This is a genomic window from Pseudomonas sp. IT-P12 (assembly GCF_949767465.1).
Taxonomy (GTDB): Bacteria; Pseudomonadota; Gammaproteobacteria; order Pseudomonadales; family Pseudomonadaceae; genus Aquipseudomonas.
Map to the genome: position 1 here is coordinate 166,923 of NZ_CATKPY010000002.1, position 20,645 is coordinate 187,567.

The window sequence follows — 20,645 nt, forward strand, 5'->3', positions numbered from 1 at the left end:
TTATCAGACGACATCAATGTTGACTGACACGGCGCCTTCGCGAGCAAGCCCGCTCCCACAGTTGTCCCGTGCTGTCATTCACGCCCTGAATGGCAGACAACCCCAAATCCCCAGCTACTATTGTGCCCAGCTCCCCTGTCTATAAGAGGCTGCGCACGATGAGTCTTTCCTCGTTCAAAATCGCTCACAAACTGATCACCGGCGCGGCCGCCATCGAGCAGCTGTCCGCCGAACTCGCACGCCTGGACATCGATAACCCGTTGATTGTCACCGATGCGGCGCTGGTCAAGTCCGGTACGGTCGAGCTGGCGCTTGCGCAGCTGGGAGACCGGGCCTTCGAGATTTTCGACCGGGTGCTGCCCGATCCGGAGATTGCCATCGTCGAAGACTGCATGCGGGTTTACCGGGACGGCGGGCATGACGGCTTGATCGGCCTGGGTGGCGGCAGTGCCATCGACATCGCCAAATGTGTCGCGGCGTACGCCGGTTACCACGGTGCGCTGGAGGATCTGTTCGGCGTCGACCAGGTGCCGCGCAAGGGGCCGCCGCTGATCGCCATCCCGACGACCGCCGGCACTGGTTCGGAAGTGACCAACGTGGCGATCCTCTCCGACAAGGTCGCGCAGCTGAAAAAAGGCATCGTAAGCGACTATCTGCTGCCGGATGTGGCGCTGGTCAGCCCGCAAATGACCCTGACGTGTCCGCGCAGCGTCACCGCCGCCAGCGGCGTCGATGCCCTGGTGCACGCCATCGAGTCCTACCTGTCGGTCAATGCCTCGGCGATAACCGATGCGCTGGCCATCGGCGCAATCAAGCTGATCGCCAGGGCGCTGCCCAAGGCCTATGCCAACCCGTCCAACCTGCAAGCCCGCGAAGACATGGCCACCGCCAGCCTGATGGCCGGCATGGCCTTCGGTAATGCCGGGGTCGGCGCGGTGCACGCCCTGGCGTATCCGCTGGGCGGGCGTTTCAACATTGCCCACGGCGTCAGCAATGCCTTGTTGCTGCCGTATGTCATGACCTGGAACAAGATGGCCTGCCTCGAGCGCATGCAGGATATCGCCGAAGCCATGGGGGTCAAAACGGCTCATTTGAGTACCAGTGAGGCGGCCGATAAAGCCGTGGAGGCGATGACTGCGCTGTGTGCGGCGGTGGAAATACCGCCGGGCCTGCGCAGTTTCGGGGTTCCCGAGGACGCGATTCCCGCCATGGCTATGGAAGCGGCGGGCATTGAGCGCTTGATGCGCAACAATCCGCGCAAGTTGAGCGCCATTGATATCGAGAAGATCTATCGCTCGGCGTACTGATCATCGTGCTCACGGTGCGCGCGTCAAAGCATGAGGTATACAATGCGCGCCATCGTGATTTAGCTCAGAAAAGGTGCGTCATGCAGCCCTTCGTAATTGCTCCGTCGATTCTCTCCGCCGACTTCGCCCGCCTGGGTGAAGAAGTGGACAACGTTCTGGCCGCCGGTGCCGACTTCGTGCACTTCGATGTCATGGACAATCACTACGTGCCCAACCTGACCATCGGCCCGATGGTGTGCGCCGCCTTGCGCAAATACGGTGTCACCGCGCCGATCGACGCGCACCTGATGGTCAGCCCGGTGGACCGCATCGTCGGTGATTTCATCGAGGCCGGCGCAACCTACATCACCTTCCACCCGGAAGCCACGCAACACATCGACCGTTCCCTGCAACTGATCCGCGAAGGTGGCTGCAAGTCCGGGCTGGTGTTCAACCCCGCGACCCCGCTGGACGTGCTCAAGTACGTGATGGACAAGGTCGACATGATCCTGCTCATGAGCGTCAACCCAGGCTTCGGCGGGCAGAAGTTCATCCCCGGCACCCTCGACAAGCTGCGTGAAGCCCGCGCCCTGATCGATGCGTCCGGTCGCGACATCCGCCTGGAAATCGACGGCGGCGTGAACGTGAACAACATCCGTGAAATCGCGGCGGCGGGCGCCGACACCTTCGTCGCCGGCTCGGCCATCTTCAATGCGCCGAACTATCAGGAAGTGATCGAGAAGATGCGCGCTGAACTGGCGCTGGCCCGCCCATGAGTGGTTTTGAGCAACTGTTTCCGGGCCGACTGCCGCGTCTGGTGATGTTCGATCTGGATGGCACGCTGATCGATTCCGTCCCTGACCTGGCCGCGGCGGTGGATAACATGCTGCTCAAGCTCGGACGCCCACCGGCCGGCATCGAATCGGTGCGCGAGTGGGTCGGCAATGGCGCACCTGTATTGGTGCGGCGTGCCTTGGCCAACCACATCGACGCCGAGGGTGTCGATGAGCTCGAGGCCGAACAGGCCCTGGAGCTGTTCAACGGCTTTTATGAGGCGGGTCATGAACTGACGGTGGTTTACCCCGGTGTGCGCGACACCCTCAAGTGGTTGAACAAGCACGGCGTGGAAATGGCCCTGATCACCAACAAGCCGGAGCGTTTTGTCGCGCCGTTGCTGGATCAGATGAAAATCGGCCGGTACTTCAAGTGGATCATCGGCGGCGACACCCTGCCGCAGAAGAAGCCTGATCCCGCCGCGCTGTTTTTCGTGATGAAAATGGCCAACATTCCGGCATCGCAATCGCTGTTTGTCGGCGATTCGCGCAGCGATGTGCTGGCCGCCAAAGCCGCAGGGGTCAAATGCGTGGCGCTCAGCTACGGCTACAATCATGGCCGGCCGATTGCCGAAGAGTCGCCGGCGCTGGTCATCGACGATCTGCGCAAGCTAATTCCCGGTTGCCTGGATCCGGCCGCTGAGATAACGTTGGGCGACGTTGTTAAATCCCCTTCTGGAAACGCCATCGTGGTGGTCACTCGCAAACTCTGGATGAAAGTCATCAAGGCCCTGGCCCGTTGGCGTTGGCGCGCCTGACTTGTTCCTGGCCGGTATTACCGGCGCGTTTGCATACCTGACTGTTCGCACCTCAAGCCACGAGGCTACACCATGATCCGCGAAGAATTCCTGCGCTTGGCCGCTGCCGGCTACAACCGCATCCCGCTTGCCTGCGAAACCCTGGCCGACTTCGACACACCGTTGTCGATCTACCTGAAACTGGCCGACGAACCCAACTCCTACCTGCTCGAATCCGTGCAGGGCGGCGAAAAGTGGGGCCGTTACTCGATCATCGGCCTGCCGTGCCGCACCGTGCTGCGGGTTCATGACCATCACGTCAGCGTCACCCATGACGGCGTCGAGATCGAAAGCCATGACGTGGAAGACCCGCTGGCGTTCGTCGAAACCTTCAAGGCGCGCTACAACGTACCGACCATCCCGGGCCTGCCGCGTTTCAACGGCGGCCTGGTGGGTTACTTCGGCTACGACTGCGTGCGTTACGTGGAAAAACGCCTGGGCAAATGCCCGAATCCGGATCCGCTGGGCGTACCGGATATCCTGCTGATGGTCTCCGACGCCGTGGTGGTGTTCGACAACCTCGCCGGCAAGATGCACGCCATCGTCCTGGCCGACCCCGCGCAGGAAGATGCCTTCGAGCAAGGTCGTGTGCGTCTGGAGGCACTGCTGGAAACACTCCGTCAGCCGATCACTCCGCGCCGGGGCCTGGATTTCAGCAAGCAACAATCCGCCGACCCGGTCTTCCGTTCCAGTTTCACCCAGCACGATTACGAAAAAGCCGTCGACACCATCAAGGAATACATCCTGGCCGGGGATTGCATGCAGGTCGTGCCGTCCCAGCGCATGTCGATCGACTTCAAGGCCGCGCCCATCGATCTGTATCGGGCGCTGCGTTGCTTCAACCCGACGCCTTACATGTACTTCTTCAATTTCGGCGACTTCCACGTCGTCGGCAGTTCGCCGGAAGTGCTGGTGCGGGTCGAGGACAATCTGATCACTGTGCGCCCGATTGCCGGTACCCGTCCGCGCGGCGCCAGTGAGGAAGCCGATCTGGCCCTGGAACAGGATCTGCTGTCCGACGACAAGGAAATCGCCGAGCACCTGATGCTGATCGATCTGGGCCGCAATGACACCGGTCGCGTGTCGGAAGTCGGGTCGGTGAAACTCACCGAAAAAATGGTCATCGAGCGTTACTCCAACGTGATGCACATCGTTTCCAACGTCACCGGCCAGTTGAAGGCCGGGTTGACGGCGATGGATGCGTTGCGGGCGATCCTGCCGGCGGGGACCCTGTCCGGTGCACCGAAAATTCGTGCGATGGAGATCATCGACGAGCTGGAGCCGGTCAAGCGTGGCGTCTACGGCGGCGCAGTCGGTTACTTCGCCTGGAACGGCAACATGGACACCGCGATTGCCATTCGCACGGCGGTGATCAAGGACGGCGAACTGCACGTACAAGCCGGCGGCGGCATCGTTGCCGACTCGGTGCCAGCGCTGGAATGGGAAGAAACCCTGAACAAGCGTCGCGCAATGTTCCGTGCCGTCGCCCTGGCTGAACAAACCCCGGAAAGCTGACCGATGAAAGCCATCCGTATGCCATGCCGCTTTGGCTGACAAAGCGCTGGACGCTGCGGGGCATTCATTCGAAGGCAGCCTTTAAAGTCAGTGAATTCAAGAGGTTCTCAAGCCATGTTGCTGATGATCGACAACTACGACTCTTTTACTTACAACGTTGTGCAATACCTGGGCGAACTCGGTGCCGAGGTCAAGGTGGTGCGCAATGATGAGCTCACCATCGCCGAAATCGAAGCCCTGAACCCCGAGCGGATCGTGGTTTCGCCCGGCCCTTGCACGCCGACTGAAGCCGGCGTCTCGATCGACGTGATCAAGCATTTTGGCGGCAAATTGCCGATTCTTGGTGTCTGCCTGGGCCACCAGTCCATCGGCCAGGCCTTCGGCGGGGATGTGGTGCGTGCCCGTCAGGTGATGCACGGCAAGACCAGCCCGGTGTTCCACGAAGACAAGGGCGTGTTTGAAGGCCTGAATCATCCGTTGACAGTTACTCGCTACCACTCCTTGATCGTCAAGCGCGAAACTCTGCCCGACTGCCTGGAACTGACCGCCTGGACCCAGCTCGAAGACGGTTCGATCGACGAGATCATGGGCCTGCGTCACAAGACCCTGAACATTGAAGGCGTGCAGTTCCACCCTGAGTCTATCCTGACCGAACAAGGGCACGAACTGTTTGCCAACTTCCTTAAACAAACCGGCGGCACGCGCTAAGGACTTTCCATGAACATCAAGACAGCCCTGAGCCGTATCGTCGACCACCTCGACCTCAGCACCGAGGAAATGCGCGATGTGATGCGCGAGATCATGACCGGTCAATGCACGGATGCCCAGATCGGTGCATTCATGATGGCCATGCGCATGAAGAGCGAAAGCATCGACGAGATCGTGGGCGCGGTGTCGGTCATGCGCGAGCTGGCGGACAAGGTCGAGCTCAATACCCTCGACGGTGTGGTCGATGTGGTGGGCACCGGTGGTGACGGTGCCAATATTTTCAACGTGTCGACCGCTTCCGCCTTCGTGGTGTCGGCGGCCGGCTGCACCGTGGCCAAACATGGCAACCGAGCGGTTTCCGGCAAGAGCGGCAGTGCCGACCTGCTGGAAGCGGCCGGCATCTACCTGAACCTGACCCCGGTGCAAGTGGCGCGCTGCATCGATAACGTCGGCATCGGTTTCATGTTCGCTCAGACCCACCACAGTGCCATGAAGCACGCCGCAGGGCCGCGCAAGGACCTGGGCTTGCGTACGTTGTTCAACATGCTCGGCCCGCTTACGAATCCGGCCGGCGTCAAACATCAGGTCGTCGGCGTGTTCACCCAGGCCTTGTGCCGGCCGTTGGCCGAAGTCTTGCAGCGCCTGGGCAGCAAGCACGTGCTGGTGGTGCATTCCAAGGATGGCCTGGACGAGTTCAGCCTGGCGGCCCCGACATTCGTGGCGGAACTGAAAAACGACCAGATCACCGAGTATTGGGTCGAGCCGGAAGACCTGGGCATGAAAAGCCAGAGCCTGCATGGCTTGGCCGTTGAAAGCCCACAGGCTTCCCTTGAGCTGATTCGCGATGCATTGGGCAAGCGCAAAACTGAAAACGGTCAGAAAGCAGCTGAAATGATCATGCTCAACGCGGGCGCCGCGCTGTACGCCGCCGATCACGCCAGCAGTCTGAAAGAGGGCGTTGCCCTGGCGCACGACGCGCTGCACACCGGTCTCGCTCGGGAAAAACTGGAGGAGTTGGGTGCGTTTACGGCGGTATTCAAAGTGGAGAATGAGGGATGAGCGTACCGACGGTTCTGGAAAAAATTCTGGCGCGCAAGGTTGAGGAAGTGGCCGAGCGCAGCGCTCGTGTCAGCCTCGCCGAGCTGGAACGCCTGGCCCAGCAAGCGGATGCACCCCGTGGTTTTGCCCAGGCACTGATCGCCCAGGCGAAATCCAAGCAGCCGGCGGTGATTGCCGAAATCAAGAAAGCGTCGCCAAGCAAAGGCGTGATTCGCGAAGACTTCGTGCCTGCGGATATCGCCAGGAGTTACGAGAAAGGCGGCGCAACCTGTCTTTCGGTGCTCACCGACGTCGATTACTTCCAGGGCGCCGATGCCTATCTGCAACAGGCCCGGGCGGCGTGCAAACTGCCAGTGATACGCAAGGACTTCATGATCGATCCGTACCAGATCGTCGAGGCACGGGCATTGGGCGCTGATTGCGTGTTGTTGATCGTTTCCGCACTGGATGACGTGAAAATGGCCGAGCTGGCAGCGGTGGCCAAGGGTGTTGGTCTCGACGTGCTGGTGGAAGTCCATGATGGTGACGAGCTGGAGCGGGCCCTGAAAACCCTCGACACACCGCTGGTAGGCGTGAACAACCGCAACCTGCACACCTTCGAAGTCAGCCTGGAAACCACGCTCGACCTGTTGCCGCGAATCCCGCGCGACCGTTTGGTGATCACCGAAAGTGGCATTCTCAATCGGGCGGACGTGGAACTGATGGAAATCAGCGACGTGTATGCATTCCTGGTGGGTGAAGCGTTCATGCGCGCCGAGCAACCGGGCAACGAGCTGCAACGTCTGTTCTTCCCGGAGCGTGGTGTCCCGGTCAGCGGTTCGACGCTGGACTGATCACTTTCGCGAGCAGGATCGCTCCCACAAGGGTCAGATCGAACCTGTGGCAGCGAGCCTGCTCCGGGTGGCGTTCCCGACATAAGACACACCACAGACTTCAGGTCTTACGGAGCTCTTCATGACCTCGCCCATCTCCCTGACCATCGAAGCCGGGCTGCAAGCCGAACAGGATTTGCTCGCCTCGGTGTGCGCGGGTGATTCGGAGTTCGGCCTGCTGTTCTGGCAGCCTGCCGATCGGGCATTGGTCATGCCGCGCCGTTTGAATCGCTTGCCAGGCTTTGAAGCGGCGTGCGAGGTATCGGCGGCTGCAGGCTGGCCAGTGTTGCTACGGGAAACCGGTGGTGAACCGGTGCCGCAATCGGCGTCGACCCTCAACATTGCATTGGTTTATGCACCGCCGCGCAGCGAAGGTGATCTGAATCGCATCGAGTCCGGCTACCGGCGTTTATGCGACCCGATATGCCAACTGCTGGATGAGTTGGGTGGCGTTTCGTCTCTGGGCGAAATCGACGGTGCGTTCTGCGATGGCCGTTTCAATGTCAACCTCGACGGCCGCAAGATGGTGGGCACCGCTCAGCGCTGGCGCCAAAGCCAGGGGGGGCTGCGGCCGGTGGGCCTGGTGCACGGTGCGATGTTGCTCGATAACGAGCGCGAGTCGATGGTCGCGGCGGTCAACCGGTTCAATCAGGCCTGCGGCCTGGAGCAGCGGGTTCGCGCCGAGAGCCACATCGCCCTGCATGAGAAGTTCGCTGCACCGGATGCACTGGCGCGGCTCGACATGCTTTATCGTCAAATGCTGGCGGCCATGTTCGGTGCTTAACGCGTCCCGAACACCACCATGGTCTTGCCCTTGACGTTCACCAGGTTGCGTTCTTCCAGGTCCTTGAGCACGCGACCGACCATCTCCCGCGAACATCCGACAATCCGTCCGATTTCCTGACGCGTTACCTTGATCTGCATGCCATCGGGGTGGGTCATGGCGTCCGGCTGCTTGCACAATTCGAGGAGGCAGCGGGCCACGCGGCCGGTCACGTCGAAGAAGGCCAGGTCACCGACCTTGCGAGTAGTGTTGCGCAGGCGTTGTGCGATCTGTCCGCTGAGTGCGTAAAGAATGTCGGGGTCCTGCTGGGACAACTCGCGGAATTTCGTGTAGCTGATTTCCGCAACATCGCACTCGATCTTGGCGCGAACCCAGGCGCTGCGCTCCTGTTCCAGGCCGGCTTGCTCAAACAGGCCCAGTTCACCGAAGAAGTCCCCGGTGTTCAGGTAGGCGATGATCATTTCACGACCGTCGTCATCCTCGATCAGGATGGTGACCGAGCCCTTGATGATGAAAAACAGCGTTTCCGAGCGGTCGCCTGCGCAAATGATATTGCTCTTGGCCGCGTAGCGCCGACGCTGACAATGCATCAACAGCTTGTCGAGGTTCTTGATTTTGGGGGGTGGGGCAATAGCAACCATGGTTGTATCCCGAAAAGACTGCACGGTATGTTTGTTTTTTTATGAGGCGCTGGGGTTGCTGCGCAGGTGGCTATGCGCCAGCTAATTGGCGTCAGCTTAACAGACACTTCCGGCAATATTCGAGAATTTACCTACTGGGCAACCGGTTATGTCCTAGGAAGGCGAGCACTGTCAATCAAGGGCCCTGTGCTAAGCTGGCGACCCTTTTTTTACAGTGGAGTCTTGGCGATGAAGGCACGCATTCAATGGGCTGGCGAAGCCATGTTCCTCGGCGAGTCGGGTAGCGGTCATGTCGTGGTCATGGACGGTCCGCCCGACGCAGGTGGTCGTAACCTGGGTGTGCGGCCCATGGAAATGCTCCTGCTGGGTGTCGGTGGATGCAGCAACTTCGACGTCGTCAGCATTCTCAAGAAGTCCCGTCAGGCCGTTGAAAGCTGTGAAGCCTTCCTCGAGGCCGAGCGCGCGACCGAAGACCCGAAAGTCTTCACCAAAATTCACATGCACTTCGTGGTCAAGGGCCGCGGGCTGAAAGAGGCTCAGGTCAAGCGCGCCATCGAGTTGTCCGCCGAAAAGTACTGCTCGGCATCGATCATGCTCGGCGCGGCAGGTGTTGCGATTACCCACGACTACGAGATCGTCGAACTCGGTTGAATCGACATTCAACTATCATAAAAGCAGTGCAGACTCTGGCGATCCATGGCTGACGTCTGCATAATGCGCCACTTTTTTCAGGGTGGTGGTCCGTCAGCCGACAGACCGCTCGCCCGATCAGACAACCAAAATCGCCATCGCGAAGAGGTGTTAACCGTCCTACGCAGGTGCGTTGTTCGCATCTGACGGGCATGCTTGATCACGCGGCCGGGCCGCAATACATAGAGAGTTTTTAACGGTGAAAAGCAAACTCAAGCTCCACGGGTTCAATAACCTGACAAAGACCTTGAGCTTCAACATCTATGACATCTGCTACGCGGAAACCCCGCAAGACCAGCAGGCGTACGTCGAGTACATCAACGCAGAGTACAACGCGAAACGCCTGACGCAGATCCTCACGGAAGTTGTCGATATCATTGGTGCCAACATCCTGAACATCGCCAGTCAGGACTACGAACCACAGGGCGCCAGCGTTACGATTCTGATCTCTGAAGAGCCGGTGACCCCGACCGAAAGCCAGATCGAAGAGTCCCCGGGCCCGTTGCCCGAGATCATCCTGGCCCACCTCGACAAGAGCCACATCACGGTGCACACCTACCCGGAAATCCATCCGGACGATGGTATTGCGACTTTCCGTGTGGACATCGACGTGTCGACCTGTGGGGTCATTTCACCGCTGAAGGCACTCAACTTCCTGATTCACCAGTTCGACTCGGACATCGTGACCGTGGATTATCGCGTGCGCGGCTTCACTCGCGACGTCGAAGGCAAGAAGCACTTCATCGACCACGAGATCAACTCGATCCAGAACTACCTGTCCGAAGACACCCGCGACGCGTACCAGATGACCGACGTGAACGTGTATCAGGAAAATCTGTTCCACACCAAAATGCTGTTGAAGAACTTCGAACTGGATAACTACCTGTTCGGCGACGCTACCAGCAACCTGTCCCCTGAGCAGCGGGCTCAAGTGACCGACCGGGTGAAGCACGAAATGCTCGAGATTTTCTACGCGCGCAACATGCCGGGCTGAAATCCTCGAAGGTAAAAAAAAGGCGACTCCCTCGCGGCAGTCGCCTTTTTCATGCCCGTCTCCCATCTCTGTGGGGGCGAGTCTGCTGACGCATGGCCGTTCCCGGCAACGCCAGCCTCAGATCCGATACGTGCTCTTGGTCATCACCTTGGCCAACAGGCTCATCCCGAACTTCACCGGTGCCGGAAAGCGGAAGCCACCGGCCTCCAGGGCACTTTCAGCATGGTGCTCTTCGTCGATGCGCATTTGCTCGAGGATCGCCCGGGACTTCTCGTCTTCTACCGGCAACTGCTCGAGGTGCTCGTTCAAGTGCTTGCACACCTGATGTTCGGTGGCGGCGACGAAACCCAGGCTGACTTTGTCGCTGATCAACCCGGCCACGGCACCGATCCCGAACGACATGCCGTAGAACAGCGGATTGAGAATGCTGGTATGGCTGCCCAATTGATGAATGCGTTGCTCGCACCAGACCAGATGGTCGATTTCCTCTTCAGCGGCATGTTCCATGGCGGCGCGAACCTGCGGCAGCCTGGCGGTCAGGGCCTGTCCCTGATACAGCGCCTGGGCGCAGACTTCACCGGTGTGGTTGATGCGCATCAGGCCGGCCACATGCCGGGTGTCTTCGTCGCTCATTTGCACCTCCGGCTGCACGATGGCCGGCGACGGGCGGTACGGCTGGCCACTGAAAGGCAGCAGGGTACGCATCGCGGCGTCGGCTTGCAGCAGAAGACGGTCAATTGGCGAGTAGTGACGTTGGGTAGTCATGCTGACCTCCGGGAAGAATCTCGGCGGCCAGTTTAACCCAATCGGCCACGGAAGGTTTGCGCTGGGTCATTGTCACGCAGCAGCCGGCAGGCGGGTGATGGGTTTCAGCGGGAGTCTGGCGGGCCTGACACCCGCGGTGCCTTTGAGCGCATCGCGAGCGTAAGGGCGACGACCGGCTGCTTACGCAACGGGGGGAGGGCGCCGCAATCAGCCCGGCGGCCAGTGCATCTGGCGCTGACCCAGCACGTGCATGTGGATGTGATAGACGGTCTGCCCACCCAATTCATTGCAGTTCATGACCACACGGAAACCTTCCTCGCAACCCAGTTCCAGGGCCAGGCGCTGGGCAGTGAACAGGATGTGCCCGGCCAGTGCCTTGTCGTCCTCGGTGAGGTCGTTCAAGGTGCGCACCGGTTTTTTCGGGATCACCAGGAAATGCACCGGTGCCTGTGGGGCGATGTCGTGGAAGGCCAGTACCTGGTCGTCCTCGTAGATGATCTTCGCCGGTATTTCCCGGTTGATGATCTTGGTGAACAGAGTATCCACAGCTGTTTTCTCCGTTGTTTGGGCTGGCTTGAGTGTACCCATAGGGGCTGGTCCGAGCCCAGTCTTTTACCCTGCGGCCATCATCGTGGACAATAAGCCTTGTTGAGCATGCCGGTGATTGTCCGGTTCAACCAGCGTGAGCCACACCGCGACAGGAAGGCGATCCAGCGGTTGCGGCAGCCCGGAATGATGATGGCGCGATTTTTTTCCAGGGCTCGCACGGTGTAGAGCGCGACCTCCTCGGGGCTCATCAGCCTTTTGCTGTCAGCCAGTTTGTCGGTGTTCAGTTGCGCCGTGCGGAAGAACGCGGTGCGGGTCGGACCGGGGCACAGCACCGACACCTTGACCGCGCATTTTTTCAGCTCGACGCGTAATCCCTCGGAAAAATGCAGCACATAGGCCTTGCTGGCGTAATAGGTGCTCATCCAGGGGCCGGGGTGGAACGCCGCGATCGAGGCGACATTCAGGATCTGTCCGCCGCCGTGCAAGGCCATGCTGTTGCCAATGGCATGGCAAAGACGCGTCAAGGCGAGGATGTTCACTTCGATCAGGTCTTGTTCGGTCATCCAGTCCTGCGCGAGGAACGGGCCGCAGGTGCCGATGCCGGCGCAGTTGACCAACAGGTCGATCTGGCGGTCGCTTTCTTCCAGTTCCAGCAGGAAACCGGACAGCCGCAGCGGCTCGCCCAGGTCGCAGGCACGAAACAACACCTCCACGCCAAACCGTTGAGTCAGTTCAATCGCAATGCTTTCCAACTGATCACGTTGTCGGGCCACCAGAATCAGGCTGCGGCCGCGGCGGGCCAGCGCTTCGGCCATCGCCAGGCCGATGCCGCTGGAAGCACCGGTGATCAGAGCGTAACGGGTCATGCAGTTCTCCATCGCAACAGCTCCGCGCCGGCGACGCAGGTGTCACGAGCGGGGAGCGCTGTTCATTCTTTGGCAGAGTCTACAGGGGGCGGGGCTTCTTCGGCTTCATCCTCTGCGGAATCGGGTATCGGTTCGGCCTGTTCGGCAGGCTCGACCTCCACTTCGTCGGTGATGACCGAGCTACTTTCATAGCTGCTTTGTGCGGCGTTTTCGTACTCGTCCTGGATAGCGGTCAGTCCACCGGCCAGTCCGCCGATAAACATGATCGCGATGAACACCAGCCACAGCGCAGCCAGAACTTTGACCGCGGTGCTGTTGGGTGGCGGTGGCGCACCGTACCGATTCGCCGTGGCGTTGCCCGGCACAACCATGATGACAAACGGAAAAATGCTGCCGACGAAGGGCACCAGGGTCAACAGCCAGAGCCAGCCCGACCAGCCAATATCGTGCAGGCGCTGGATAGTGAACAGGACGCTGACCACTGCGAGTACTACAACGAGAATAAAGGCCAGCAGCCCCGCGAGAATCAGGCCGCCTGTGGAGTCCGAGCTGATGAGTGCAAGTCCGAAAAGGGCGAAAACGCTACCGATGCCAAGCGTCACCAGCGTCAGCGTCATGGTCCAGGCGAGGTAACGCAAACGACCGATACGGCCTTCATAACTGAACGGCTTCAGCGAGGAAAACCCCGGTAACGTTTCACCCACCGCCGCGCGGGGTGGTGCGTAGGGTGATTGCGGCTCGGTGGGCGGAGCTTGATCGGCAGTGGCGTGATCTTGGACGTCTGACAGGTTCAATTCGATCGAGGGGTCGCTTTCTATTCGTGCGTCGATGCCGGTTTTACTCAGCGCTTGCAGGTAAGCCTGCGCATCCGTCTGCGACAGATCCCGCTTGAGTGCCACGGGGCGACCGCTGAACAGGCGCTCGATGGCGGCAACATCGCTTTTGAACAACTCCGCGAGATTGAGCCGGGCGGTGGTGCCGTCGACCCCGGGTTGCAGGGCACCATCGAACACAATCTTGTACCGGTTTTCGCTCATTGCGAGGCTTCCTTGTCGCGAGTGTTTGAGAGAGGAGCGTTGACTGCCTCGAGTGTAAGGCCAGTCGGGGGTGACTGGCCAAGCTTCCTGTCAGCGCGGCCAGCGCTGGGGCAGTTGTGCCGCCAGCTCCAACGCCTTGCGGTATTCGGCATCCAGTCGTGCGACCAGCTGATCCACGCTTGGCAGGTCCTTGATTTCGCCGACGCCCTGGCCGGCGGACCATACGGTTTTCCAGGCTTTGGCTTCGTCGTTCAAGGGCTTGAGCTTGGCGCCGAAATTGACGTCGCCCTTGTTCTGTAGTGCGGCCATATCGAAGCCTGCCGCTTCCAGGCTCTGGCGCATGAAGCTTGCGGGTACACCCGACACTGCGGGCGTATGGATGATGTCGGCTGCTCGGGACGTCAGCAGCATCTCTTTATAGGCCTCAGGGGCATGGCTTTCGGTGGTGCCGATAAAGCGCGTACCGAAGTAGGCCAGGTCTGCGCCCAGCAACTGCGCAGCAAGAATTTCGTGGCCATGGTTCAGGCAGCCAGCAAGCAATAAGGTCTTGTCGAAGAACTGGCGAATTTCGGCAATCAACGAAAACGGGCTCCAGGTGCCAGCATGGCCACCGGCGCCCGCCGCGACGGCAATCAATCCATCGACGCCGGCTTCGGCGGCTTTCTCGGCATGCCGACGCGTCGTCACATCATGGAACACCAGACCGCCGTAGCCGTGTACTGCGTCCACCAGTTCTTTGACTGCGCCCAAGCTGGTGATCACGATCGGCACTTTGTGTTCGATGCAGATCTCCAGGTCCGCTTGCAGGCGTGGATTGCTGTTGTGGACGATCAGGTTTACCGCATAGGGCGCGGGATTTTCCAGAGCTGCCAGGCCTGCTTCGATTTCTTCCAGCCAGGCTTTGAAGCCGCTGCTCTCGCGCTGGTTCAGCGCGGGGAAACTGCCTACGACGCCATTACGGCAGCAGGCGAGCACCAGTTGCGGATTGGAAATCAGGAACATTGGCGCCGCCACGACAGGCAAACGCAAACGTTGTTCGAGCAAAGCGGGCAGCGACATTGGAAATACCCCGGTAAGTGATGCTGGTTGAAATCAGAACGGCCGAACCACGACCAGAATTACGATAGCCAGCAATATCAGAACCGGCACTTCATTGAACCAGCGATAAAAGACATGGCTGCGGGTGTTCTCGCCACGGGCGAAACGTTTGACCTGCGCTCCGCACATGTGGTGATAGCCGATCAGAATGACCACCAGGGTCAATTTGGCGTGCATCCAGCCACCCTGACCAAAATACGCACTCGGGTTCAGGCTGATCAGCCAGCCGCCGAAGATCAGCGTGGCAATCATCGCCGGGCCCATGATGCCGCGGTACAGCTTGCGCTCCATGAGGCTGAAGCGTTCCTTGCTGACGGTGTCTTCGCTTTGTGCGTGATAAACGAACAGGCGCGGCAGGTAGAACAGGCCGGCAAACCAGCAGACCATGCTGACGATGTGAAGCGCTTTGAGCCACAGATAAAGCATTTTTGATTATTCCCAGGTTCACGGTAGCCCGAATAGTAGAGGCTTGAGCGCCCGCACGTCACCTTGACGGTTGTCGCAGGCGAGCGCGGCCCCTATTATCGACGGCTTTCCAGTGGGTTCGTTGAGGGCAGGTTTATGGTCAAGGTCGGTATCGTCGGCGGCACGGGTTACACCGGTGTCGAACTGCTGCGTCTGTTGGCACAGCATCCGCAAGCTGAAGTGGTGGTGATCACTTCCCGATCCGAGGCCGGCCTGGCCGTGGCCGATATGTACCCTAACCTGCGCGGTCATTACGATGGCCTGGCGTTCAGCGTGCCGGACGTGAAGACCCTGGGTGCCTGCGACGTGGTGTTCTTCGCGACGCCTCACGGGGTCGCCCATGCACTGGCCGGTGAGTTGCTGGCGGCAGGGACCAAGGTCATCGACCTGTCGGCAGATTTCCGGCTGCAGGATGCTGACGAGTGGGCCAAGTGGTACGGCCAGCCGCACGGCGCACCGCAACTGCTGGAGGAAGCGGTCTACGGCTTGCCGGAAGTCAATCGTGAGCAGATCAGGCAAGCGCGTCTGATCGCCGTGCCGGGTTGCTACCCAACGGCCACGCAATTGGGCTTCCTGCCCTTGCTTGAGGCCGGCCTGGCCGATACCACGCGCTTGATCGCCGACTGCAAATCCGGTGTCAGTGGCGCCGGGCGTGGCGCTTCCGTCGGTTCGCTGTACTCCGAAACCTCGGAAAGCCTGAAGGCCTATGCCGTCAAAGGTCACCGTCACCTGCCGGAAATTCGCCAGGGGCTGCGCCGTGCGGCGGGCAAGGACGTCGGCCTGACCTTCGTTCCGCACCTGACCCCGATGATTCGCGGTATTCACTCGACGCTTTATGCGACGGTGGTTGATCGCTCGGTGGACCTGCAGGCGCTGTTCGAGAAGCGTTATGCCAACGAGCCATTTGTCGATGTGATGCCGGCCGGCAGCCACCCGGAAACCCGTAGCGTGCGTGGCGCCAACGTCTGCCGTATCGCCGTGCACCGTCCACAGGAGGGTGATCTGGTCGTGGTGTTGTCGGTGATCGACAACCTCGTCAAAGGTGCTTCGGGCCAAGCGGTGCAGAACCTGAATATCCTGTTCGGGCTGGATGAGCGCCTGGGCTTGTCCCATGCAGGCATGCTGCCGTAAGGCTTCGTCCCGTACAGCAAAAAGGCCCGTCGAACGGGCCTTTTTGCATTGGGAACCGGCAATCGGGTTTATTGATATACCGTAACAATAGTTGACCGATTTTCTCGGAGAAGCGGATAATGCGCGTCATCACGCATTATGGCGGCGTAACGCCGGGAGATAGTTAGCATGAGCGTCGAATCCTTCACCCCCACGGCTTTGCAATTCACCCACGGTGCCGCGCACAAGGTGAAGAGCCTGGTCGATGAAGAGGGGAATGATCGCTTGAAGCTGCGCGTATTTGTGACGGGCGGCGGTTGTTCAGGTTTTCAGTACGGTTTCACCTTCGATGAAGAAGTGGCCGATGACGACACCATCGTCGAACGCGAGGGCGTGAGCCTGGTCGTTGATCCAATGAGTTTCCAGTACCTGGCGGGCGCCGAGGTGGATTACCAGGAAGGTCTGGAAGGTTCGCGTTTCGTGATCAAGAACCCTAATGCCACGACCACTTGTGGCTGCGGCTCTTCGTTCTCGATTTGATCGCACCTCAGGGCATTATCCAGCGCCGCAGGGCTTCAGGGTCCTGCGGCGTTTTGCTGTCTGCGGCTCAGACCGGGTAGATGGCGCCGAGCACCCGCAGGCCGCGGGCACCAGTGACGCTTGGGCGATTGGCCGCGATGCCTTCCAGGCAGCAATGGGCCAGCCAGGCGAAGGCCATGGCTTCGACCCAGTCCGGGTCAACCCCGTGAGAGGCCGTGCTGCTGACGGTTGCGTTCGGCAGCAAGCCGGCCAGGCGTTTCATCAGCGTGGCGTTGTGTGCACCGCCACCGCACACCAGCAGTTCCCGGGTATCCGCTTGAGCACCTTGCAGTGATTCAATGATGGTCAGCGCCGTCAGCTCCAGCAGTGTGGCCTGAACGTCTTCGGCGGCAAACGATGGCAACCGGGAAAGGTGCTGGGTCAGCCATTGCAGATTGAACACTTCGCGACCGGTGCTTTTCGGGCCTTTGGTCACGAAGAACGCATCACTGAGCAGTGCCTTCAACAGCACCGGTTCCACCTTACCGCTGCCGGCCCACTGGCCGTCGCGGTCGAAGTTTTCGCCCCGTTGCTGGTGAATCCAGGCATCCAGCAACACATTCCCCGGGCCACAGTCGAAACCGGCCACGGGTTTGCCGGGCTCGATCAGGCTGAGGTTGCTGAATCCGCCGACGTTCAGCACCGCACGGCTGCCTGCCTGCTCTTCGAACAATGCTTCGTGAAAGGCGGGGACCAAGGGTGCTCCCTGGCCGCCGGCCGCGACGTCCCGATTGCGGAAGTCGCTGACGACTGTAATGCCGGTCAGCTCCGTCAACAGGGCAGGGTTGCCGATCTGGACGGTGAACCCGCGTGACGGCTCGTGGCGAATGGTCTGGCCATGGCTGCCAATCGCGCGAATGTCTGCGGGTTTCAGGTTCTGTTGATCAAGAAGAGTGTGAATGCCTTCCGCTGCAAGCCTCACCCAGTTTTGCTGGGCAATGGCCGAGCGGGCAATTTCGTCGGGACCGCTGGCGCACAGGCCTAGCAGCTCGGTGCGCAGGGAATCGGGCATGGGGATGTAATGCGTGGCGATCAGCTTGATCGCCGGTGCCAGCTCGACCAGCGCAATGTCCAGGCCATCAAGGCTGGTCCCGGACATCACGCCTATATAGAGCGTCATGGCTTAGCGCTTGCTCGAAGCCAGCATCGTGGCTTTCTCTTGATCCATGCGCGCCATCAGCGGCTGGCTCTGTGCTAGGAATCGCGAGCGCTCGGCCTTGGAGATCGGGTCGGCCATTGCCAGCTTTTGGCTCAGCGGGTCGACGTGAACACCGTTGACCTGGAACTCGTAGTGCAGGTGCGGCCCGGTGGAAAGGCCGGTGGTGCCAATGTAGCCGATGACCTGGCCCTGCTTGACCGAGCTGCCGGTTTGCACGCCCTTGGCGAAGCCTTGCATGTGTCCATACAGTGTGCGGTAGGTGTTGCCGTGCTGAATGATCACGGTATTGCCATAACCACCGCGACGGCCGGCCAGCAATACCTTGCCATCACCGGCAGCCTTGATCGGCGTACCGCGTGGGGCGGCGTAATCAACGCCTTTGTGAGCGCGAATCTTGTTCAGGATCGGATGTTTGCGACCCATGGAGAATTTCGAGCTGATGCGGGCGAAATCTACCGGCGTGCGGATGAACGCCTTGCGCATGCTGTTGCCTTCAGCCGTGTAGTAGCTGCTGTTGCCTTGTTTGTTGGTGTAGCGCACGGCGGTGTAGGTTTTGCCGCGGTTGGTGAAGCGCGCGGAGAGGATCGGTCCATTGCCGATCGATTTGCCGTTGACGACTTTCTGTTCGTAGATCACGTCGAACTCGTCGCCCTGGCGAATATCCTGGGCGAAGTCGATGTCGTAGCCAAATACGCTGGCCATGTCCATGGTCAGGCTGTGGGACAGGCCGGCGCGGGCGGCGGATTGCGACAGCGAACTGTTGATCACGCCATGAGCGTAAGCCGAGCGCACGCTTGGCTTGGCGGTGATGCGGTTGAAGACGTAACCCTTGTCATTGCGGGTGAGGGTGATGCTTTCGAGGTCGCTGACCTTGCTATGCAGGTTGGTCAGCTGGCCTTCAGGGTTGAGCTCGAACTCGAGTTTCTGGCCATGCTTGAGTTGGCTGAACTGCTTGGCCTGCTTGTCGCTGGCCAGTACTTCATGCACGGCGGTGGCAGGAAGGCCGACTTTCTCGAACAGGGTGGACAGCGTGTCGCCTTTGGCAACGATGACTTCCCGGTGATTGGGGCCCTGCTTCTCTTCAGCGGCCGCGGGGGCGGCCTGGGCTGTTTCCTGGGGCTCCTCGGCGCTGTTTTCGATCTGCGCGAAAGGGGAAGTTACCGGCTCATTTGTGGCTTGGGCGGCGTCAGCGGCGTCTTGATCTTGTGTCAGTTGTTCAGCAGGGCTTTCCAGTTCAAGACTCAGGGTTGTCTTTTTGGCTTCTACATCACTGGAAGGGAATACCAGAAGCGCCAGGCTCAGCAGGGCGGCGATACCGCTCGCTGCGAGCAGGTGGGTCTTCGGGTAAAGCGGCGGCGCTTTAGACGATTCGTTGGTCATAAGTAATTTTGACTTTGAAAAAGATGAATTGGAAAAGATGAATGACATGATGAAGATGAAATAACTGTATAAAATATAACCAAATCATCTCTGAAGCAAGTCCGCGGACGTTCTGCCGGTGGATTGGCGTCATTGCGCTGGCCAAATTTTGTATTTGACGCGTGATCTTGTATGGTTGGTTCCCTTTGAATTCGAGCCTTGCGGGTCTGTTATGAAGTCGGTTGAAGAGCAGCTAGCGCTGATCAAACGTGGTGCGGAAGAACTGTTGGTCGAGTCCGAGCTGATCGAAAAGCTCAAGCGTGGCCAACCGCTGCGTATTAAGGCCGGCTTCGATCCGACCGCGCCGGATTTGCACCTCGGGCACACCGTGCTGATCAATAAGCTGCGCCAGTTCCAGGAACTGGGGCATCAGGTGATCTTCCTTATAGGCGACTTCACCGGGATGATCGGTGATCCGAGCGGCAAGAGCGCTACGCGGCCTCCTCTCACGCGTGAGCAGGTTCTCGAAAACGCCGAGACCTACAAGACTCAAGTGTTCAAGATCCTGGATCCGGCCAGGACCGAAGTGGCATTCAACTCCACCTGGATGGATCAGATGGGGCCGGCCGACTTCATTCGACTGACTTCGCAGTACACCGTTGCGCGCATGCTCGAGCGTGACGACTTCGACAAGCGCTACACCACCAATCAGCCAATTGCCATTCACGAGTTTCTCTATCCGCTGGTTCAGGGCTACGACTCGGTCGCCTTGCGTGCGGATGTCGAACTGGGTGGTACCGATCAGAAGTTCAACCTGCTGATGGGGCGCGAGTTGCAGCGCGGTTATGGGCAGGAGCCGCAGTGCATTCTGACCATGCCGTTGCTCGAAGGTCTGGACGGCGTGAAGAAGATGTCCAAATCTCTGGGTAACTACATCGGTATCCAGGAAGCGCCGGGTGTGATGTACAACAAGCTGGTTTCCATGCCGGATGCATTGATGTGGCGTTACTTTGAGCTGCTCAGCTTCCGCTCGATGGACGAGATCAATGCGTTCCGTGCCGATGTCGAGGCGGGTGCCAATCCGCGGGATATCAAGATCAAGCTGGCTGAAGAGATTGTGGCGCGATTCCATGGTGAAGAGGCTGCGGCCAATGCCCATCGCGCAGCGGGTAACCGCATGAAGGATGGCGAGCTGCCGGATGATCTGCCGGAGATTGAATTGACGGCTGCTGAAGATATGCCGATCGCTGCTGTTCTTAATAAAGCTGGCTTGGTGAAAAACTCGGCGGTGGCGCGTGACCTGCTGAACTCTGGCGGTGTGCGTGTAGATGGTGAGGTTGTTGATCGCACCTTTATATGTGCACTGGGCGCGACCCATATTTGCCAGGCAGGCAAGAAGGCGTTTGCGCGTATTTCGCTCAAATCCGAATAAAGCTGGAATTAGGGGTTGACGGCAGATTCTGGACGTCTATAATTCGC

The 20,645-nt window shown here is 59.8% G+C and carries 22 protein-coding genes; 13 read left to right on the forward strand and 9 right to left on the reverse strand.

The genetic code is table 11. The features are described from left to right. Positions 1-158 precede the first annotated feature (158 nt). The 8 genes from ACM6IM_RS01600 to ACM6IM_RS01635 all read left to right on the forward strand — a co-directional run bounded on the left by ACM6IM_RS01600 (position 159) and on the right by ACM6IM_RS01635 (position 7,854). Positions 159-1,307 (forward strand): iron-containing alcohol dehydrogenase, encoded by a 1,149-nt coding sequence (locus ACM6IM_RS01600; protein WP_414863987.1) that lies wholly within the window; start codon positions 159-161, stop codon positions 1,305-1,307. 80 nt (positions 1,308-1,387) lie between these two features. Beyond that, positions 1,388-2,062 carry a ribulose-phosphate 3-epimerase gene (rpe, locus tag ACM6IM_RS01605; protein WP_192306465.1) on the forward strand — a complete coding sequence of 225 codons (675 nt, stop codon included), beginning with the start codon at positions 1,388-1,390 and terminating at the stop codon, positions 2,060-2,062. Next, positions 2,059-2,877, forward strand: a complete 819-nt coding sequence (locus ACM6IM_RS01610) for a phosphoglycolate phosphatase (protein WP_414863988.1) — start codon at positions 2,059-2,061, stop codon at positions 2,875-2,877. Before rpe ends, ACM6IM_RS01610 begins: the two co-directional genes overlap by 4 nt. 72 nt (positions 2,878-2,949) lie before the next feature. Then, positions 2,950-4,431, forward strand: a complete 1,482-nt coding sequence (gene trpE / locus ACM6IM_RS01615) for an anthranilate synthase component I (protein WP_414863989.1) — start codon at positions 2,950-2,952, stop codon at positions 4,429-4,431. Positions 4,432-4,545: 114 nt separating this feature from the next. Beyond that, positions 4,546-5,139 (forward strand): aminodeoxychorismate/anthranilate synthase component II, encoded by a 594-nt coding sequence (locus ACM6IM_RS01620; RefSeq protein WP_201191896.1) that lies wholly within the window; start codon positions 4,546-4,548, stop codon positions 5,137-5,139. Between the two features lie 9 nt (positions 5,140-5,148). Beyond that, positions 5,149-6,198: an anthranilate phosphoribosyltransferase gene (trpD, locus tag ACM6IM_RS01625; protein ID WP_192306457.1), complete on the forward strand. Its 1,050-nt coding sequence runs from the start codon at positions 5,149-5,151 to the stop codon at positions 6,196-6,198. Next, complete coding sequence (gene trpC, locus ACM6IM_RS01630; RefSeq protein WP_414863990.1) at positions 6,195-7,031, forward strand: indole-3-glycerol phosphate synthase TrpC; 837 nt, start codon at positions 6,195-6,197, stop codon at positions 7,029-7,031. The genes trpD and trpC overlap by 4 nt, the downstream gene beginning before the upstream one ends. A 121-nt stretch (positions 7,032-7,152) precedes the next feature. Then, complete coding sequence (locus ACM6IM_RS01635) at positions 7,153-7,854, forward strand: biotin/lipoate A/B protein ligase family protein (RefSeq protein ID WP_414863991.1); 702 nt, start codon at positions 7,153-7,155, stop codon at positions 7,852-7,854. Here the strand turns inward: ACM6IM_RS01635 and crp are convergent. Beyond that, positions 7,851-8,495, reverse strand: a complete 645-nt coding sequence (gene crp, locus ACM6IM_RS01640; RefSeq protein ID WP_414863992.1) for a cAMP-activated global transcriptional regulator CRP — start codon at positions 8,493-8,495, stop codon at positions 7,851-7,853. The genes ACM6IM_RS01635 and crp overlap by 4 nt on opposite strands. Positions 8,496-8,723: 228 nt before the next feature. On the opposite strand from crp, the gene ACM6IM_RS01645 reads away from it, so the two are divergent. Then, positions 8,724-9,146: an OsmC family protein gene (locus tag ACM6IM_RS01645; RefSeq protein ID WP_003228794.1), complete on the forward strand. Its 423-nt coding sequence runs from the start codon at positions 8,724-8,726 to the stop codon at positions 9,144-9,146. 238 nt (positions 9,147-9,384) lie between these two features. Then, positions 9,385-10,179, forward strand: a complete 795-nt coding sequence (gene speD / locus ACM6IM_RS01650) for an adenosylmethionine decarboxylase (protein WP_192306443.1) — start codon at positions 9,385-9,387, stop codon at positions 10,177-10,179. Between the two features lie 117 nt (positions 10,180-10,296). Here the strand turns inward: speD and coq7 are convergent, their stop codons facing one another. The 6 genes from coq7 to hemJ form a co-directional block, all read right to left on the reverse strand. Then, positions 10,297-10,944 (reverse strand): 2-polyprenyl-3-methyl-6-methoxy-1,4-benzoquinone monooxygenase, encoded by a 648-nt coding sequence (gene coq7, locus ACM6IM_RS01655; protein WP_414863993.1) that lies wholly within the window; start codon positions 10,942-10,944, stop codon positions 10,297-10,299. Between the two features lie 207 nt (positions 10,945-11,151). Beyond that, on the reverse strand, positions 11,152-11,490 hold the full coding sequence (locus ACM6IM_RS01660) for a histidine triad nucleotide-binding protein (protein WP_095170527.1): 339 nt from the start codon (positions 11,488-11,490) through the stop codon (positions 11,152-11,154). Positions 11,491-11,570: 80 nt separating this feature from the next. Next, a complete protein-coding gene (locus ACM6IM_RS01665; protein ID WP_414863994.1) occupies positions 11,571-12,359 on the reverse strand; it encodes an SDR family NAD(P)-dependent oxidoreductase in 789 nt (262 codons plus the stop codon). 62 nt (positions 12,360-12,421) lie between these two features. Then, on the reverse strand, positions 12,422-13,396 hold the full coding sequence (locus ACM6IM_RS01670; RefSeq protein ID WP_414863995.1) for a DUF805 domain-containing protein: 975 nt from the start codon (positions 13,394-13,396) through the stop codon (positions 12,422-12,424). A gap of 90 nt (positions 13,397-13,486) precedes the next feature. Further along, positions 13,487-14,455 carry an NAD(P)H-dependent flavin oxidoreductase gene (locus ACM6IM_RS01675; RefSeq protein ID WP_192306435.1) on the reverse strand — a complete coding sequence of 323 codons (969 nt, stop codon included), beginning with the start codon at positions 14,453-14,455 and terminating at the stop codon, positions 13,487-13,489. 33 nt (positions 14,456-14,488) lie between these two features. Continuing rightward, positions 14,489-14,920 carry a protoporphyrinogen oxidase HemJ gene (hemJ, locus tag ACM6IM_RS01680; RefSeq protein ID WP_192306433.1) on the reverse strand — a complete coding sequence of 144 codons (432 nt, stop codon included), beginning with the start codon at positions 14,918-14,920 and terminating at the stop codon, positions 14,489-14,491. A 135-nt stretch (positions 14,921-15,055) separates the two neighbouring features. Here hemJ and argC point away from each other — a divergent pair, with 135 nt between their 5' ends. Both argC and erpA read left to right on the forward strand, forming a co-directional pair. Continuing rightward, entirely contained in the window at positions 15,056-16,090 is a 1,035-nt protein-coding gene (argC, locus tag ACM6IM_RS01685; protein ID WP_192306431.1) for an N-acetyl-gamma-glutamyl-phosphate reductase, read from the forward strand. A gap of 168 nt (positions 16,091-16,258) precedes the next feature. Further along, complete coding sequence (gene erpA / locus ACM6IM_RS01690; RefSeq protein ID WP_007906865.1) at positions 16,259-16,609, forward strand: iron-sulfur cluster insertion protein ErpA; 351 nt, start codon at positions 16,259-16,261, stop codon at positions 16,607-16,609. 67 nt (positions 16,610-16,676) lie between these two features. On the opposite strand, the gene ACM6IM_RS01695 is transcribed toward erpA, so the two are convergent. Next, entirely contained in the window at positions 16,677-17,768 is a 1,092-nt protein-coding gene (locus tag ACM6IM_RS01695) for an anhydro-N-acetylmuramic acid kinase (protein ID WP_414863996.1), read from the reverse strand. A 3-nt stretch (positions 17,769-17,771) separates the two neighbouring features. Beyond that, positions 17,772-19,187: a peptidoglycan DD-metalloendopeptidase family protein gene (locus ACM6IM_RS01700; protein WP_414863997.1), complete on the reverse strand. Its 1,416-nt coding sequence runs from the start codon at positions 19,185-19,187 to the stop codon at positions 17,772-17,774. A 211-nt stretch (positions 19,188-19,398) separates the two neighbouring features. Here ACM6IM_RS01700 and tyrS point away from each other — a divergent pair, with 211 nt between their 5' ends. Further along, positions 19,399-20,598 carry a tyrosine--tRNA ligase gene (gene tyrS / locus ACM6IM_RS01705; protein ID WP_414864002.1) on the forward strand — a complete coding sequence of 400 codons (1,200 nt, stop codon included), beginning with the start codon at positions 19,399-19,401 and terminating at the stop codon, positions 20,596-20,598. Positions 20,599-20,645: the final 47 nt, after the last annotated feature.